Consider the following 16,441-nt stretch of genomic DNA (forward strand, 5'->3'; position numbering starts at 1 on the left):
GTAGTACGGCCCTGTTCCGCGATCCCGTCTCTGTTCGGAGTGAAAGAACGTTGTCAGCCGCAGAAATCGTGAATCCCACCCAGAATCCTGCCAGTGACCGGCGCCGGATCTTCCAGATCCTGGGGCCTTTCGTGGGCGTGCTTCTGGTCATCGCTGCGATTACAGGCATCAGCCTTCATAATTACCAGACGACCCGCCAGGGCGCGATTTCGCTGTCCAACGATCTTCTGCGCAGCCAGCAACGCTATGTGACGCAGGAGGTTAGCGATTATCTGGCCCCGGCCTCTATTGGCGCCCTGATCGCGCAGGACATGTTGCGCGATACGCTGACCAACACTACGCCTGACACGTTCATGCTCTACGGACGCTCCATCCTGACGCATACGCCGCAGGTAGACAGTTTCTATATCGCGAATGATCAGGGCCAGTTCTGGATGATCACGCGGCATGGTCAGGACGGGTTCGAGCAGACTCATTTCCAGACTGATGACGGCAAGCAGGTCTATCACCACGTCTACACGGACAAGGACGGTAACATCACGGGCGAAGGCGCAGATCCGGCGGAAGGCTATAATGTCGTCACCCGCCCATGGTTCGCCAAAGCTGTAAAGCATCAGAACGATCCGGAGCGGCAGCTCCATTGGACTGATCCCTATGCTTATATTTCGACGCGCCAGTTCATCATCACGGCCTCGATCGCCTTTGATGGACATGACGGACACAAATCGGTTTTTGCGATCAATATTTCCCTGAACCAGCTGACGTCCTTTCTCAACAAGCTTCAGGTCGGGCGCAGCGGACAGGCCGTGATCGTGGACATGCACGGCCAGATCATAGCCGGGCACAATGTCGTAGCCGGGCAGGATCCGAAAACCTTCGATCCAGGGAATGTGTTCCTTGATCCCAAGACACAGCCCGTTTTCACCCATGCGCTCAACCGCTTTCGCATTAAGGGCCCTGGGACGGGCGTGGTGCAGGCACGGGGCAAGAATTACGTCACTATCGCTACCGAGCTGCCGTTTGTGCATCGGCACTGGGTGCTGCTGCTGAATGCGCCGGAAAGTGATTTTGCCGATTTTGCCCAGACGGCCCGGCGGCAGAATATCGGGTTCTCGCTGCTGGTCGTCGGACTGGCTTCGGTGCTGGCGCTAGCGCTGGTCGCGCAGGGGCGGCATGTGGAACGTCTGAGAAAGCGGCTTCAGAGAGGACGGGAGCAGGTGAAGGCGGAAAACGCTTCCCTGCTGGAAATTGCCAGCACGCCGGACCTGTTCGACCCTACGAACGAGGTGCCGATCCTGACGGAGGCCCTGACGGCACGGACCAGCGCGCGACGCGCCAGCCTGTGGCGCCTGCTGCCGGACGGGGATCGTTTGCTCTGCGAAGATGCTTTCGATCCGTCGCGCGACGTGCATAGCACGGGTGTCGAGATCGGACGACGAGACAATGGTAAGCTGTTCGAAGCTCTGGACGAGGGGCACACCCTGTCGATTGCGGATGCGTCGCAGGACGAGCGCACCCAGCACTTCCAACGCGTCATCATGCGGTCCGTAGGGGCGAGTACGCTGCTGTTCCAGCCGGTTCGCAATGCCCACAAGACCGTTGGTGCGATCGTGCTGGAAGATCCGGGGCAGCCGGAGACGATGGAGCACATCATCGCCATCGTAGGTTCTATCGTGGCCCTGCGTTTTGCCAATCCGTTCGATGCGGCGGCGGGCGAGGGGCCCTCCGGCCTGGCGATACCGACCGAAAAACACGATACGCGGTTTGACGAAGGCTTTCTTCTGGAACCGTCGGCCAGGGCCGGTGAACCGGTTGCAGCGGGTGTGTATCCGCAGGTTCCGGTTATGGTCATTTCCTTTGTAGACCCCTATGCGCCGGACCGAGACAGCATTGCGCGCGCCATGAATGTCATCCGTACGCTTAGTCTGGAAATCCAGAAAATCGCGCGTGACAGCGGGTTGTTCTCCGTTCAGGTCGTGAGCAACCGGCTCGTCCTCGTGGGCGGCTGCTCGCAGACGCCGGACCCCTCGGCTGCGGTGAGGCTGGCAGACGCTGCGGTTTCGATCCGTGAGGCCTGCCTGTCCTCGCTGGCTGCGGCGGATCTGGATCCTGTTTTCCGGATTGGCATGGATGTCGGCTCGGTCATGGCTTCGGAGCTGGGTGAATCGCCTTCGGTCTTCAACATCTGGGGCGATGCGCTCAATGGTGCCGAACTCCTGACCGGCAGCGCGCCGGACGCAGGAACGATCCAGGTGTCCGAACAGGCCTATATGATCCTGCGCGAGCATTTTCTCTTTCGGGCGCGGGGTATGTTCTATCTGCCTAACAGCGGCATTACCCGCAGCTTTGTGCTGGCGGGGCGCCGATGAAAGGGCTGCGCAATCTCGACCGGATCACGATGGTCCGGAGCATGCTGGTGCATTTGGGGTATTTTTCCCGCACGCAGATGCGTTTTACGCTCATGATGATCGGCGCCGGCTGGGGAATCATGCGCGAGGCGACGCGGCTGACGACATGGCGGCGGACGGTGAGGATTGAGTTCTGGGCTTCTCTGCATCAGGCAGTCGGTGGTGGTATTCTCAGTACGCTGGTGACGGCGGCACTAACGGGTTTCGGCATTGTGGCGCAGACCGTCTACTGGCTCGGTTTCGCGGGTATGGCACAGATGACCGGTTCCATCCTCTCTACGGTTCTGGTGCGCGAGATTGCGCCGGTGTTGGTTGGCGTGATCCTGCTGGGGCGGTCGGGTATGCTGATGCTCACCGAACTCGGCACGCTCACGACGGGGGGACAGATGCGCGCCATGACCGGAATGGGGGTTGATCCGTTCATCTCGTTCCTGCTGCCGCGCAGCCTCGCCATGACGATCAGTGGCTTCACCCTTGGCATCATTTTCAGCATGACAGCTCTTCTTGTTGGCTATGCCGTCTGTCGTGTCGAGGATGCAATCACGATGCCGATCTGGGCGTTTCTGGATCAGGTCGTCAGTAGTGTGAAGCCGATCGATTATTTCGTGATTCCGGCCAAGTTCATTTTCAGCGGCTATGCCGTGGGGGTGTGTTCGTGTCTGTCCGGCATGGATGTCACCACTGAGGACGATCTGTCGAGCATGCTGCCGCGCGGGTTTGCGCGTGGAATGCTCTCCATCATGGTTATCAACGTCGTTTTCAGTGTGTGCTTCGATGGTTGAGATTGACGACGTCTTACCGAATACGCTGGACGCCCGGCTGGAACTGCTGGATGCCAAGCCGCAGTTCGATGAGAGCGGGCTGGTTTCGAGCCGTTACAACCTGCGTCTCAATGCTGGAGAATGCGCTCTGATCGAGTGTCGGGACATGGGCCAGGCGGCGCTGTTTGCCGATATGTGCGTTGGTCTCATTCCGCTGGGCGATGGCCATGTCCGTTGCATGGGGCTGGACTGGGCCGACCTCGATGAACGGCGCAGCAACGCGCTGCGGGGTCGGATCGGACGGGTTGTGATGACGGGCGGATGGGTGGACCTGTACGGGACGCATATGAACATTCTGTGGCCACAACTGCACCATACACGCATCCCGATCGACAGGCTTCAGTCCCAGGCTGTGCATCTTGCCGTCCGGCTTGGTTTGCCTGGCCTTCCGGTAATCCCGCCGAACCGCCTGTCGGCCATGGACCGCCAGCGTGCGGCCTGTGTGCGGGCCATGATGGGCGAGCCGGCGCTGCTGCTGCTGGAGCATCCGATGGAAGGGGCCTCGGCCGGTCTGATGAATGCGTTCCTGTCTCTCGTGACTGATCTGCGGGACCGGGGATGCGCGGTTGTGTGGATGGCTCCGGATGAAAGCGGGTGGGGGGATTATGCGTCCGACGCCACCATCCGCCTGCGCCTTTATGATGACGGACTGTTTTCGATGCGAGGTTCCTGATGTTTCGCGTACGCCAGACCGAAACCGCCCGTCCGCTCTTTCAGAACCGCTATGCGGATGAATGGGTCGGGCTGCTTGTCCTTGCCGCAATTGTCATGTTTTCGGTCGCCGTCGTGGAGGCCGGTTTCCTGCGACAGTGGCTGACGCCGGAAAAGAAACTCCATTTCGTGCTACCCGAGAGCGGCGTGGCAGGGCTCGCGATTGGTAACGATATCGAGGTCATGGGCGTCCATGCGGGTGAAATCCGGCGCCTGAAGCTCAACGAGACAGGGCGGATGTATGCGGAAGGGGATCTGGACCCGCAGTTCGCCAACTTTATCCGTCAGGACAGCACGGCCATCATTCGCCATCGTCTGATCGTGGCGGGCGCAAGTTACATTGAACTGGGCCGGGGTCAGGGCAAGCCGCTCGACTGGGATTACGCAGTCCTTCAGGCGACGGTTGAGGCCAATCCGGCGGATGTGATTACTCAGACCGTCGTGGATCTGCGCAACAAGCTCGTACCAGCCATGAACAACGTCCAACTCATTACAACGCAGGTCAACGACATGCTGACAGACATGCGCAAGGGGCAGGGCACGATCGGCGGACTGCTGGTCAAGGATGACGTACTCGACAAGGCCAATGCTGCGCTGGCTCATCTCGATGCTGTCATCGTGGATCTCAGACCCATTGAAAAGCAGGCAGGCGGCGTCATGACGAAGGTGGATGGAACGATGGCCAATGCACGGGCCGCGACGGCAAGCCTGCGTCAGAGCATGCCGCAGGTCCAGCAGACCGTGGCGCATGCCAATACGGCCATGGCGCAGCTTCCGGCTCTTCTGGCTCAGGCGGAAGCCAGTGCGAGCAGCCTGCGCAAGCTGACGGATCAGCTGCGTGGATTGTGGTTGCTGGGCGGCGGGGGCAGCAAGCAGGAGCCCTCGCGTCGTCTGCCGGCGCAGGCGGTGCGGCCATGAAGTGTGTTCTTTTGGCCTGCACGGGCCTGATGGTCCTGACGCTGGGCGGCTGCTCGTCTTCAATCGCGACGAAGGGGCCAAAGCCCGATCAGCCTTATGAAAATGCCATGGATACCGGCAAGAGCGTCTATGGGATCGGTCAGGCCACACAGGCCGAGGCTCAGTATCGCACCGCGATGGACCGTGCTCTGATGCGCGATGATGCGGCGTCCATTCACGAGGCCGGTTTCAATCTGGCGACAGTCCTGCTGGCGGAAAACGAGCCGCAGAAAGCCCTGCAAAGTCTTGGAGAGACCGAAGCCGCGCTCAGCCTGCGCGGTGTTTCGGATACGTCCGACCTGGCCGTAATTCGCGCGGCTGCCTTGTACAGGCTTCATGACACGGTGTTCGCCTCGCAGGCTGTGGCGCGCGCGCTTCAGTCTCCGGATATGGGAATTCGTGAACGGGCGCTTTACCTGTCAGGTCTGATCGCAGCGGATCTGAGGCAGGACACGGTTCTGGCCCAGCGCGTGAATGATCTGGCTACCTTCCGTGAAACCAGCGCACAGGTTGACCGGCAGGAACTGACGGCCCGTCTGAACCTGATGCGCGGGCAGCCTGAACTGGCCAGTAGCGAGGCCCTGTCGGTTGTGAAAAGTCGCCGTGATGCGCTGGATTATCGCGGGATGCGCCGGGCACTTACTCTGGCGGCGGATGCGGCCGATGCGGCGGGGCATCAGTCACAGGCTGCGGCCCTTCGGCAGCAGGAAAACATCAGCGAGCAGGTGGCGGCAAAGCAGGCTGGAGACGATAGCGCCGCGCCTAAAGCGACCGCCCCTGAAAAGGCAGAACCTGGAAAGGTTACAGTGCAGGTTCATGGAACCCCGGTCGACCAGTCAGGTCTCGGCGCATCTGACTGAACGCTCACAGGCTTCGGAACTCACAGTTCATGAGGTTTGAAGCCTGTTAGTAAAGTCTGTCATGAGTGGCTGCGGATATTGCCTGCACGCTTGGCGTCCGCTTTACACATATACGTCCTGTGTGTCGTGGCGTTGTGCCAGCAGTTGCCCTGAACATGATAGACATGCGTTGCGGTATTGACCCAGACCCGATGGCAGGCCTCGCTGTTCGTGCGGTCTGTTGCAATTTTCAGGATGGCTAGGCAAATTTTCCGAAGACCGGTCTGGTAGGATTTATGGGGCGCTCGACTGGATCAGGACCTGTTCAGGCCTGATGGCGTTCGCGCTCGATCAGGGCCAGCCCTTCGGCGACCGAGACGAATTCCGATCCGCCATCCACACGCTCCGCTCCGAAACGACGATCGAACAGATTGCGTACAGCAGGCACGAAGGACGTGCCCCCGGTCAGGAAGACCCGGTCGATATCGTCCGGCCCAAGTCTGGCCTGAATCAGGGCGTCTTCGATTGCGGCGTCCAGTTGTGTCAGATCAGGTGCAATCCAGCTTTCGAAGTCCTTGCGGGTGATGGTTTCTTCGATCTTCAGATCGCGGTGAATGAAGCGCAGGAGAGTGCTGTCCTGACGCGACAGGTCACTTTTGGCCTGTCCGACCGCGCGATAGAGGTTCTGGCCTTCCTGATCCTCGATCAGACGCAGCAGACTGCGCAGTTTTTCAGGCTCGGATGATGTTTTGGCGACGTCTGCGATGTCCCGTAGGGTCTGGGGGGTGCGCATCAGCGACAGGCGATGCCAGCGGCCCAGGCTTGCGAACCATTCCGCCGGGACGGGCAGGGGCTGGCCGCCCATGACGCGATAGGTCGCATCCCGACCCAGAGCCGGGGCAACGGCGTGGCTGATGATGCGGTAGTCGAACTGGTCGCCGGCAATGCCGACACCCGAATGGCCGAGTGTGGTGACGCGCGGGCTGCCCTGCGGGTCGAAACGCATGATCGAGAAATCGCTGGTACCGCCGCCGAAATCGCCGACGAGAACGGTGGCGGGCTTGTCGAGGCGCTGCATGAAGCGCCAGCCTGCGCCCTCTGGTTCGAGAACGATATTAGGCTCGGGGAAGCCCGCTTCCAGAAAGCTCTCGCGCAGTCGGGCGACACCGAGCGAATCATCTGCCAGTTCGCCCGCAAATCGCACCGGGCGGCCGATCGTGGCACTTACATCGGACGGCTCCAGCCCGGCCTTATCCATCAGAGACGTCAGAAAACGGGCGATCAGGGCTTCGAGCGTCATGACACTGCTGAAGACCCGCGTTTCGCGAAAGGAGCCCTGCGCGAGATAGGTTTTCATGGACATGATGAGACGGCTCTCGGCCGGATCGTCGAGATAGGCCTCGATGGCATCCAGCCCGATCGCGTCTTTCATGACGCGTCGTCGTCCGTCCTGATCCATCCATAGGCAAAGCAGGGTGCGGCAGGTTTCGCTGGTGGCGTGGTCCGTAAAGACGAAGCGGGCAGGGTGGGTATTGCCGTTTTCATCCGCAATCACGACCACGCTGTTGGTGGTGCCGAAGTCAATTCCGACGCGGATTTTGGTCTGGTTGTGTCCGGGCGTCGTCATTGGTTCTGCTTTCTTCCGGTTTGGGCAAAGGGCGTGGGTTTAGGGAAGAAGCCGTCAAAGGCCAAGCATAAAAAAAGGGGAAGCACCCTTTCAGGTCCTTCCCCTTCTCGTGCAGTGGCTGAGATCAGGACGCGACCATCTCGCGCACGGCTTCTTCCGTCACTGCCGGACGCATCGTGCCCATCTCGGCTTCGGACTGCACCATGGGTGACATTCCGAGCGCGGAGAGGAGTTGGCGGTCGCGATGTTCAGCCGGGTTCGGCGTGGTTAGGAGCTTCTCGCCACAGAAGATCGAATTCGCACCCGCGAGGAAGCACAGTGCATGGGCTTCATCGGTCATGTTTTCGCGCCCTGCGGCAAGACGGACATGACTTTCCGGCATCATGATACGCGCCGTAGCAATGATGCGGACGAAGGTGATGGGATCGACGGCTTCGGCCTCACCCAGTGGAGTGCCTTCAACGCGGACAAGCAGGTTGATGGGCACACTCTCGGGGTGCTTGGGCAGGTTGGCGAGCGTCATCAGCAGACCGGCACGGTCGGACAGGTCTTCACCCATGCCCACGATTCCACCGCAGCAGACATTGATACCTGCGTCGCGCACGTTCGAAAGCGTGTCGAGACGCTGCTGGTAGGTGCGGGTGGAAATGATGGAGCCGTAAAACTCTTCGGACGTGTCGAGGTTGTGGTTGTAATAATCCAGCCCCGCCGTCTTCAGGCGCTCCGTCTGCTGCGCATCGAGCATGCCGAGCGTCACGCAGGTCTCCAGGCCCAGCGACTTCACGCCTTCGATCATCTCGCAGACGGTGTCGAGGTCATGATCCTTCGGCGTGCGCCAGGCGGCTCCCATGCAGAATCGGCCCGCACCGGCTTTCTTTGCAGCGCGTGCTTCCTTCAGGACGGATTCCACGGCCATCAGGCGCTCGGCCTTGACGCTTTTTTCGTGCAGCGCACTCTGCGGACAATAGGCGCAGTCTTCCGGGCAGCCGCCGGTCTTGATCGAAAGAAGCGTGGAAATCTGCACTTTTGTGGGGTCAAAGTAGCGACGGTGCAGAGTCTGTGCGCGGTACATCAGCTCGGGGAAAGGCAGGCTGATGAGGGCTTCGACTTCGTCGCGGGTCCAGTCGTGGCGGATGTCTGGGTGGGGCGTATGGGTGGCCGTCACGGATCAATCTCCAAGGGTTGCTGCATCACACCTACCCAAAATTGTCCCACCGTGTCATCTGATCGTCACTATTGATGAGCCGGAAAACGGACGAGGTCGCAGAATGAAACACTGGCATATTGATCAGATGGACTGGAACTCCTTTGATCCGTCCCGCGTGGACCCCGAGATCATCCCCCTCGTGAAGGCCGCTTCCGTGGTAGAAAAGAACGGTCTTGATTATGCCGAATATCTGCGTCGCGTCTTCGTCGGAGATCCGGATTTCAGCGCGGCTGCCGCGAACTGGGCTGTTGAGGAAGTGCAGCACGGCGACGCGCTTGGCCGCTGGGCCATGCTGGCAGATCCGTCCTGGGATTATGAAAAGGCGTTCGACCGCTATCGTGCGTCGTACAAGATCGACGCCGATGTAGATGCCTCGATCCGCGGTTCCCGCACGGGCGAACTGATTGCGCGATGTATGGTCGAAACCGGCACATCGTCTTTTTATACGGCACTCGCGGACGGGACGGACGAGCCATTGCTCAAGGCTATCTGCAAGCAGATCGCGGCCGATGAATACCGGCATTTCAAGTTGTTTTACGATCACATGCGCCGCTATCTTAAGCGCGAGAAGCTGAGTGTCTGGGCCCGGACACGCATTGCGCTGGGTCGTGTGACGGAGAGCGAGGACGACGAGCTGGCCTCGGCCTATCATACGACGAACGAGCCGCCAGGCATGGCCTATGACCATCAGCGCTGCATTGCGGCCTATATGTCCAAGGCGATGGGCTTCTATCAGCCCAAACATATCGACCGCGTGACGGCGATGATTTTCAAGACGATCGGGTTTGCGCCGCATTCTCGCTGGCAGAAGCTTGCATCTTCGCTGGTCTACCGGTTGATCCAGTGGCGCCGGAAAGTCTTCAGGAAGCAGGTTCAGGCCTGAGGACTTCCATGCAACATCCGGAAACTGGAAAAAAGAAGACGAAACCGGGCGTCTGTGCCATGAAAGACGCCTGATTCTTTCGCCTGCGTCCGGAGATTTCGATGACCGTTTCCGCTATTTTCTCCCGTCGTGCCGTCTACGGCGCAACCCTGGCCCTTTGCGCCACTGGTCTGTATCAGTTTCCGACGGCGAAAGCGGACCCCTATTCACTGCCGATCGCATCGTCTGGTCCGGTCAAAACCGATACGGTGAGCCCCGCTACCCTGTCCGCCCAGCAGTTGGCCAAACAGGTTGGTTACGCGCAGTTCACTGCTCCAGACTGGCGTGTTGGTCCGGTCAGGCACATGGTCATGTTCCGCTACACCAAAGAAGCTACCACGGCACAGCGCGCTGAAGTGTCGGGACGTTTCCTGCATCTCGTTCAGGACAGCCGGCGTGCGGACGGTAAGCCGGTTGTCGCCAGCATCGAAACCGGCTTCCAGAACAGCGGAGAAGGGGCTGATGCCGGTCTTCAGCAGGCATTTCTTGTGACGTTCCGTTCTGAAGGAGACCGAAATTATTATGTCGGCAAACCTGTCGTGACGGATGTGGCGTTTATTGACCCTGCCCATGAGGCCTTCAAAGAGTTTGCTGCACCCTATCTCGAAAAAATCGTTGTTTTTGACTATCCGGTCGCGGCGGTCGTCACGCCGGAAGGTACAGGCGCAAAAACCAAAAAAACTCACAAAACCCGCTGAGCAGAGCAGGCGCGTTTTGTCCTTTTGACGAAATGATACTTTATACCTCATTCTAGAGGCACCATTCTGGAATGAGGTACATTGTGAAACGATTTCTTACGTCGCGACATGCTCTGAAGCATGGTGCCAGCCTTGTCGCCCTTGCCGCGGGTCTGATGGTCTCCGGCGCACAGGCTGCCGGTTACAACGCGGGCTGGGGTTTTGACGAAGCCGGAATGGACCGTGCCGTTCAGCCGGGAAACAATTTCTTCGAATACGCCAACGGCACCTATCTCAAGAACCTCAAGATCCCTGGAGACATGAGCAGCTACGGCCCGTTCCGTATCCTGTATGAACTCTCCCTGTCGCGTCAGAAGACCATTCTGGACGAGGCCACGAGGAAGGTTGCCCAGCAGCCCACGGACGACATGGGCAAGATCGGCACCTATTACGCCAGCTTCCTGGACCAGAAGGCTGTGGATCGTCTGGGTGGCAAGCCGCTCGCAGCCGATCTTGAAACGATTCGGAACGTGAATGATGGCAAGTCTCTTGCCGCAGCGTTCGGTGCGTCCCTGAAATCCATGATGTTCTCCACGTTCCAGATCGGTGTGGAGCAGGACCAGAAGGACCCGGAACGCTACATGCTGATGCTCGATCAGGGCATGAGCATCGGTGTGAGCGGCGGCCTCGGTCTTCCGGACACGAGCTACTACACAAATCCCAAGCTGGCGGATAAGAAGAAGGCCTATCAGGCCTATGTCGCCAAGATGCTGACGCTTGAGGACTGGCCGGATGCTGCGAAGAACGCGCAGGCGGTGGTCGATCTCGAAACGGCTCTGGCCAAAGTTGAAGTGCCGCGCGACCAGACCCGCGATCCGCTCAAGATCTACAACCCGATGCCGGTGTCCGAGCTTCAGAAGCTTGCGCCGGACTTCGACTGGGTCACGTTCCTGACCAGCGCCGGACTGCCGGCAGAAGGCCTGGAAAATCGCAAGATCGACGTGCGCGAGCCCGCCGGTATCAAGGCGATGACGACAGTTCTCAAGGCTGCAGACCCTGCGACGCTGCGCGCGTGGCTGGCGTTCCATCTCGGGGACAATGCGGCCGGTTATCTGTCCAGCACGTTCTATGATGCGTCCTTCGACTTCAACAGCCATACACTGTCGGGCGTGGCGCAGCAGTCTCCGCGCTGGAAGCGTGCCGTGCGCGTGACGAACGGTGCACTGGGCTGGGCACTGGGCCGCGAATATGTCGCGCGCTACTTCCCGCCTTCCGCACAGGCGCAGATCACGGATCTGGTGCAGAAAGTGAAGGCGTCCTTCCATGACCGCCTTGAGCACAACAGCTGGATGGACGAGCCGACCCGCAAGGCCGCTCTGAACAAGCTCGACCATTTCGCCATTCAGGTCGGTTATCCGAAGAAGTGGTGGGATTACAGCAAGCTCGACATCCGCAAGGGCGACGTCTACGGCAATGCCGTGCGCGGTGCGGCGTTCAGCTGGCAGCACGATCTGGACAAGCTCGACAAGCCGGTGGACCGCGACGAATGGGGTATGACGCCGCAGACGGTGAACGCCTACAACGATCCGACCATGAACGAGATCGTGTTCCCGGCTGCGATCCTTCAGCCGCCGTTCTTTGATCCCAAGGGCGATGTTGCCGTTAATTACGGTGCCATCGGCGGCGTGATTGGTCACGAAATGAGTCATGGTTTTGACGATCAGGGCCGTCACTACGATGAGCATGGCCGCCTGAATGACTGGTGGACCAAGGCTTCGACGGATGCCTTCCAGAAGCTGGCTGACCGTCTGGCCGCGCAGTACGACGCGCAGGAAGTTCTGCCGGGAGCGCATGTGAACGGCAAGATGACCATGGGCGAGAATATCGCGGATTCCGGCGGGCTGAACCTCGGTCTGCAGGCCTATCATGATTTCCTGCACGGCAAGCCCGCGCCGGTCGTGCACGGTCTGACGGGTGACCAGCGCGTGTTCCTTGGCTGGGCTCAGGTCTGGCGTGAGAAGGATCGTCCGGATGCGCTGCGTCAGCAGATGCTGTCGAACGAGCACGCCCCGGCTATCACGCGCGTCAACATCCCGGTTCACAATATCGATGCCTGGTATGATGCGTTCGACGTGAAGCCCGGCCAGAAGCTCTATCTGGCACCAGATCAGCGCGTAAAGATCTGGTAAGGTCGTGACAAATCGGAACGTGGGGCCTAATCACGGTCTCACGTTTCACTTTCTCTACCTGACGGACCCATTCTCATGACGCAAATGACGATCGGCCATCTGTACACCTCGTTGCATGCGGGCTGTGCCAGCGCGGTCGCGCGCGTTCTTGAGGCTTACGAGGTTGAGGTCGAATATGTCGATCTGGACCCCGATGATATCGAAGAAGCTCTCGAAGGGGCGGAAGTCGATCTTCTCGTTTCTGCCTGGTTTCCGCGGGATGAAAAGTTTGCCGGTCTTGGGCGCCGGGTTCTGGGCGATCTGTACCAGCCTGTCGTTAGTTTTGCGTCCCTGTCACCGTTGGGTCCTGTCGGGACACTGACATCTGCGGATGTGGACCGCATCATCGTCAGCGATGACAGCCGTCAGGCGCTGGAAGACGCTCTCAAGCAGCTTCCGGCCCTCTCGGTACTACCGATTGAAAGCATCGGGGAAGGGGCGCTGATCGGGCGTCTGGAAAAGGCCCGCGATGCTGGCGAGAGGCCGTTGGTCGTAGCGACGCAGCCTCATGCGGTTTTTCATACGGATCTGCTGACCGTGATCGAGGATCCGGCCCATCTGTTGGGTGGGGAAATGTCGGCACGAATGATCATGCGTGAAGATGTGGCCCGCCAGGCAGACAGCGATCTGCTTGACGAGCTTTCGGAAATGATGCTCGGCAACAGGGTTATGAGCGCCCTGGACTATGTCATTTCCGTTGAAGGGCAGGATCCGGAAGGGGCCGCCGAAGCCTGGCAGCGCGGCCGTCTCATCGGTCGCTGATAAAAAAGGGGGCGGGAAACCGGCCCCCTTTTTTTGTGATTTCAGCGGAAACCGAGATCGCTGTCGATTAGAACGGGCCGACCCGTTATGGGATCGGTTAATCGGCGTCGCTGCTGGACAGATAGGCGACGAAGCCCGCGGCATCGTCTGCCGTCTTCGCAGGGCCAAGAGCGATTCTTTCTATATATTTCTTGCAGATCGCGCCGATTTTCGTACCGGTGATTTCGGCCATGCGCTTGACGCCGAGCAGCATGACATCCGCGCTATTTCTAGTCAGTCGAGGCGCAATGGCCTTGTCAGGGTGCTTTGGGGATGCTCCTGTGGCTGCGGCATTTTTTTAGAAAGGGACATTGAAAAAAGACCCTTCGATTGCCCGTCATCGACATCTGACTGTCGTGATGGCGGAACTCATCGCCCCTTTGCTTTCTGTATTTCAAAAAATGCCTTTTCGGCACTCCTGACACAGAATTGTGTCAAAGGGGACGGGGCCTGCATTGGGTATGGATAATTTTCACAAACCTGCTCTGGCCATCTGTTTCCGCGCCTGCGAGGATGCGTTAAATAAACGTTACTAAAAATCCTCGGTAGGACTTGATGAACCACCCGGAAAGCATTAGCGCCGTTTTTGAGACTTTTGGTGGCATCAGCGACGAGGAATGGCTTCAGGTCTTGGTGTCGTCCGTCCATATCCCCGAAATCCAGGGTGTGACGATGCCCTCATTTCCGCCGGATGATCTTCAACGGGAAATTCATGGTCATCATGGAGAAATTTCCATCCATGAGGCGCATGTTTTCTTTCGGGAAATCAAGGCGTATTGCGCCTATGCCGGGCGGCCGGTCCGCCCCGAGACGACGCTGCTGGATTTTGGTTGCGGCTGGGGACGTATCGCACGGCTGTTTATGAAGGATATCCGGCCGACCAATCTGTACGGCGCGGAAACTACGGACCGTTTTCTTATGGCGGCGCGGCGCGCCAATCCTGCGCTCAACTTTTTGGGGAGCGGTCTGGTACCGCCAATGCTCCTGATGCCCGAAAGCTTTGACCTGATCACGTCATGGTCTGTGTTTTCGCATCTGGACGAATTTTTGTCCGGACACTGGGTGCGAGAGTTCCATCGTCTACTCAAGCCAGGGGGCATGCTGGTCATGACGACGCAGAGTCGCAGGTTCATCGCCTTCTGTGCCGAGCAGAGGCTCAAGCGTGCGTCTGGCATCAGGCTTGAACACCCTTGGCATGAAGCCTGTGCAGACAGTTTTATCGACGAAGCCCGAGCCAACGCGGAATTCGAAGCCGGGCGCTTCCTGCATGCGGCGTCCTCGAAACCGCCGCAGCCCCAGTCGCATTATGGCGAGGCGATCATTCCACGTAATTACATCATCAAGGCCTGGGGCGGTCTGTTTCGTCTGATCGAATACATGGATAATCCTGTGCGGTTGCCGCAGGTCCTGATCGTGATGCAGAAGATCGGATAGTCATCATTTGTCATGAAACGACGGGACGTGAGGAGAGGGGTTTGAGAAAAGCCAGTATCGGTACGGTCCGGTTCGCAGCTCTCGTGCTCATGTTTTTCTCCGCTGCACTTGCCCAGACAACGGAGACTGTAACCGTCACCGGGCAGCATGCGATGCGTGTCGGTAGCTACAAGGGCATTTACTGGGTCTATCATCGGTTTGACCGTCTGCCTGAAAGCGCGCGGAAGGACCTCTCGCTGCATTTTCTGGGTGATATCCTGCCAGATCATGCCGTGCCGTCCGAAGCGCATGTCGTGTTCCATGCCAAAGGTGGCGATATCCCGCTTTTTGTAGGGCAGGACCGGGATGTGCATTTTCCCCGTTCCGATGCGCTTCTGGCCGAAAACCCGCCCGTTCTGCTGACACTGCCGCCGGACCGGAAAGTCCAGCTTGAGCTGGCGATCGAGGTGGCCCCCCTGCCGGCGCCCTCTTTCACGAAAGAACAGGCCGGGATCTGGATGGGGGAGATCAACGCCGCCATCCGGGATTTTTTTGGTGTGATTCTCGCTTTTCTGGCTCCGGACGCCCATCGCCTGAAGGTCGATGTTGCTCCGGGTGCGCGCTTTGAGGCGCTGGAGAACGGGACCGCGCGGCTTCTGGTCGATAATCAGGGAGCGGTGCCCTACACTTTTATTCTCCGGCCGCAGGATTTTCAGGATGGAACGGTGTTTCGCTCCGATCGGCCTTTTTCCATGATCCGCGTGAAGGTGCCTACGGACGAGTTTTTCACGCTCAAACGGAAAAAATGACGCGGGATTTGACAGATGGCCCGCAAGGACGCATCACGCGGAACCTTAAATTCACTGCCAGCAGGGGGATCCATGTCGGTTCACGCGTTCGTCTTTCCGGGACAGGGGAGCCAGTCCGTCGGGATGGGGCAGGCCCTGAATGAGGCTTTTGCATCCTCCCGCGCCGTTTTTCAGGAAGTGGACGAGGCCCTCGGCGATCATCTCTCGCGTCTGATGTTTTCCGGCGATGCGGATGAACTGACGCGGACCGAAAACGCCCAGCCTGCGCTGTTTGCGGTCTCGCTCGCTGCCGTGCGTGCTCTGGAAAGCGAAGGTGGCTTCAAACTGGCGGACAAGGCGGCTCTGCTGGCCGGGCATTCGTTGGGCGAGTATTCCGCGCTGGCCGCTGCTGGCACGCTTGGGATCGCGGAAGGTGCGCGTTTGCTGCGTTTGCGTGGTCAGGCCATGCAGCGCGCTGTACCGGCCGGTGAGGGCGGCATGGCGGCCCTTCTAGGTGTGGATGCGTCTCAGGCCCGTGCGATCTGTGATGAAGCCTCTCAGGGCGAGACGCTGGAAATTGCCAACGATAATGGCGGTGGTCAGATCGTTGTGTCCGGTGTGATGAGCGCAATCGATCGCGCCATTGCCGTTGCCAAGGAACATGGTATCAAACGCGCCGTGAAGCTGCCGGTATCTGCACCTTTCCATTCGTCGCTGATGGCGCCTGCCGCACGCGAGATGGAAGATGCGTTGGCGACTGCCACACTGAACGCACCGTATGTTCCAGTCATCGCCAACGTCACGGCCGCCAAGGTGACCGATCCGGCAACCATTCGCGAACTTCTCGTGAAGCAGGTGACGGGCACCGTGCGTTGGCGCGAGAGCGTGCAAGCAATGGTGGCGATGGGTGTGACGAACATGCACGAGCTTGGTGCAGGCAAGGTCCTCTGCGGTCTGGCACGTCGTATCGCTCCTGATTTAGCCACGAGCAATGCCGGAACGCCCGCTGAAATCGAAGCCCTGCTCAAGACCCTTTAAGGAC

The 16,441-nt window shown here is 59.3% G+C and carries 15 protein-coding genes; 12 read left to right on the plus strand and 3 right to left on the minus strand.

Features of this window, described 5'->3' with window-relative positions; translation table 11 throughout:
* The first annotated feature begins 68 nt into the window (after positions 1-68).
* Genes IGS75_RS11490 through IGS75_RS11510 form a run of 5 tightly spaced genes read left to right on the plus strand, consistent with a single transcriptional unit; the run spans position 69 to position 5,757 of the window.
* Positions 69-2,369 carry a cache domain-containing protein gene (locus IGS75_RS11490; RefSeq protein WP_237468776.1) on the plus strand — a complete coding sequence of 767 codons (2,301 nt, stop codon included), beginning with the start codon at positions 69-71 and terminating at the stop codon, positions 2,367-2,369.
* Positions 2,366-3,190, plus strand: a complete 825-nt coding sequence (locus IGS75_RS11495) for an MlaE family ABC transporter permease (protein WP_141351795.1) — start codon at positions 2,366-2,368, stop codon at positions 3,188-3,190. Before IGS75_RS11490 ends, IGS75_RS11495 begins: the two co-directional genes overlap by 4 nt.
* The gene (locus IGS75_RS11500) at positions 3,183-3,902 is read left to right on the plus strand and encodes a P-loop NTPase family protein (RefSeq protein WP_202256897.1); all 720 of its coding nucleotides are present in this window, start codon (positions 3,183-3,185) and stop codon (positions 3,900-3,902) included. Before IGS75_RS11495 ends, IGS75_RS11500 begins: the two co-directional genes overlap by 8 nt.
* On the plus strand, positions 3,902-4,858 hold the full coding sequence (locus IGS75_RS11505) for an MlaD family protein (RefSeq protein ID WP_202256898.1): 957 nt from the start codon (positions 3,902-3,904) through the stop codon (positions 4,856-4,858). Before IGS75_RS11500 ends, IGS75_RS11505 begins: the two co-directional genes overlap by 1 nt.
* Positions 4,855-5,757: a hypothetical protein gene (locus tag IGS75_RS11510; RefSeq protein WP_202256899.1), complete on the plus strand. Its 903-nt coding sequence runs from the start codon at positions 4,855-4,857 to the stop codon at positions 5,755-5,757. The genes IGS75_RS11505 and IGS75_RS11510 overlap by 4 nt, the downstream gene beginning before the upstream one ends.
* A 304-nt stretch (positions 5,758-6,061) precedes the next feature.
* On the opposite strand, the gene IGS75_RS11515 is transcribed toward IGS75_RS11510, so the two are convergent.
* Complete coding sequence (locus tag IGS75_RS11515) at positions 6,062-7,363, minus strand: Hsp70 family protein (RefSeq protein ID WP_202256900.1); 1,302 nt, start codon at positions 7,361-7,363, stop codon at positions 6,062-6,064.
* Between the two features lie 124 nt (positions 7,364-7,487).
* Positions 7,488-8,528 (minus strand): biotin synthase BioB, encoded by a 1,041-nt coding sequence (bioB, locus tag IGS75_RS11520; protein ID WP_202256901.1) that lies wholly within the window; start codon positions 8,526-8,528, stop codon positions 7,488-7,490.
* Between the two features lie 103 nt (positions 8,529-8,631).
* Here bioB and IGS75_RS11525 point away from each other — a divergent pair, with 103 nt between their 5' ends.
* The 4 genes from IGS75_RS11525 (at position 8,632) to IGS75_RS11540 (ending at position 13,159) form a co-directional block, all read left to right on the plus strand.
* A complete protein-coding gene (locus IGS75_RS11525) occupies positions 8,632-9,453 on the plus strand; it encodes an acyl-ACP desaturase (protein WP_202256902.1) in 822 nt (273 codons plus the stop codon).
* 101 nt (positions 9,454-9,554) lie between these two features.
* Positions 9,555-10,190, plus strand: coding sequence for a Dabb family protein (locus IGS75_RS11530; RefSeq protein ID WP_202256903.1), 636 nt, complete (start codon positions 9,555-9,557; stop codon positions 10,188-10,190).
* A gap of 71 nt (positions 10,191-10,261) precedes the next feature.
* A complete protein-coding gene (locus IGS75_RS11535) occupies positions 10,262-12,358 on the plus strand; it encodes a M13 family metallopeptidase (protein ID WP_202256904.1) in 2,097 nt (698 codons plus the stop codon).
* 75 nt (positions 12,359-12,433) lie between these two features.
* Complete coding sequence (locus IGS75_RS11540; protein WP_141351777.1) at positions 12,434-13,159, plus strand: glycine betaine ABC transporter substrate-binding protein; 726 nt, start codon at positions 12,434-12,436, stop codon at positions 13,157-13,159.
* Positions 13,160-13,256: 97 nt separating this feature from the next.
* Here IGS75_RS11540 and IGS75_RS11545 read toward each other — a convergent pair whose 3' ends face one another.
* The gene (locus IGS75_RS11545) at positions 13,257-13,412 is read right to left on the minus strand and encodes a hypothetical protein (protein ID WP_202256905.1); all 156 of its coding nucleotides are present in this window, start codon (positions 13,410-13,412) and stop codon (positions 13,257-13,259) included.
* Positions 13,413-13,753: 341 nt separating this feature from the next.
* On the opposite strand from IGS75_RS11545, the gene IGS75_RS11550 reads away from it, so the two are divergent.
* From IGS75_RS11550 to fabD, 3 genes are all read left to right on the plus strand, one after another.
* Positions 13,754-14,632 carry a class I SAM-dependent methyltransferase gene (locus tag IGS75_RS11550; protein WP_202256906.1) on the plus strand — a complete coding sequence of 293 codons (879 nt, stop codon included), beginning with the start codon at positions 13,754-13,756 and terminating at the stop codon, positions 14,630-14,632.
* 41 nt (positions 14,633-14,673) lie between these two features.
* Positions 14,674-15,420 carry a hypothetical protein gene (locus IGS75_RS11555; RefSeq protein WP_202256907.1) on the plus strand — a complete coding sequence of 249 codons (747 nt, stop codon included), beginning with the start codon at positions 14,674-14,676 and terminating at the stop codon, positions 15,418-15,420.
* A gap of 72 nt (positions 15,421-15,492) precedes the next feature.
* Positions 15,493-16,437 (plus strand): ACP S-malonyltransferase, encoded by a 945-nt coding sequence (gene fabD / locus IGS75_RS11560; protein WP_141351769.1) that lies wholly within the window; start codon positions 15,493-15,495, stop codon positions 16,435-16,437.
* Positions 16,438-16,441: the final 4 nt, after the last annotated feature.

This window comes from Gluconobacter sphaericus, from assembly GCF_016757795.1.
GTDB classification, from domain to species: Bacteria; Pseudomonadota; Alphaproteobacteria; order Acetobacterales; family Acetobacteraceae; genus Gluconobacter; species Gluconobacter sphaericus.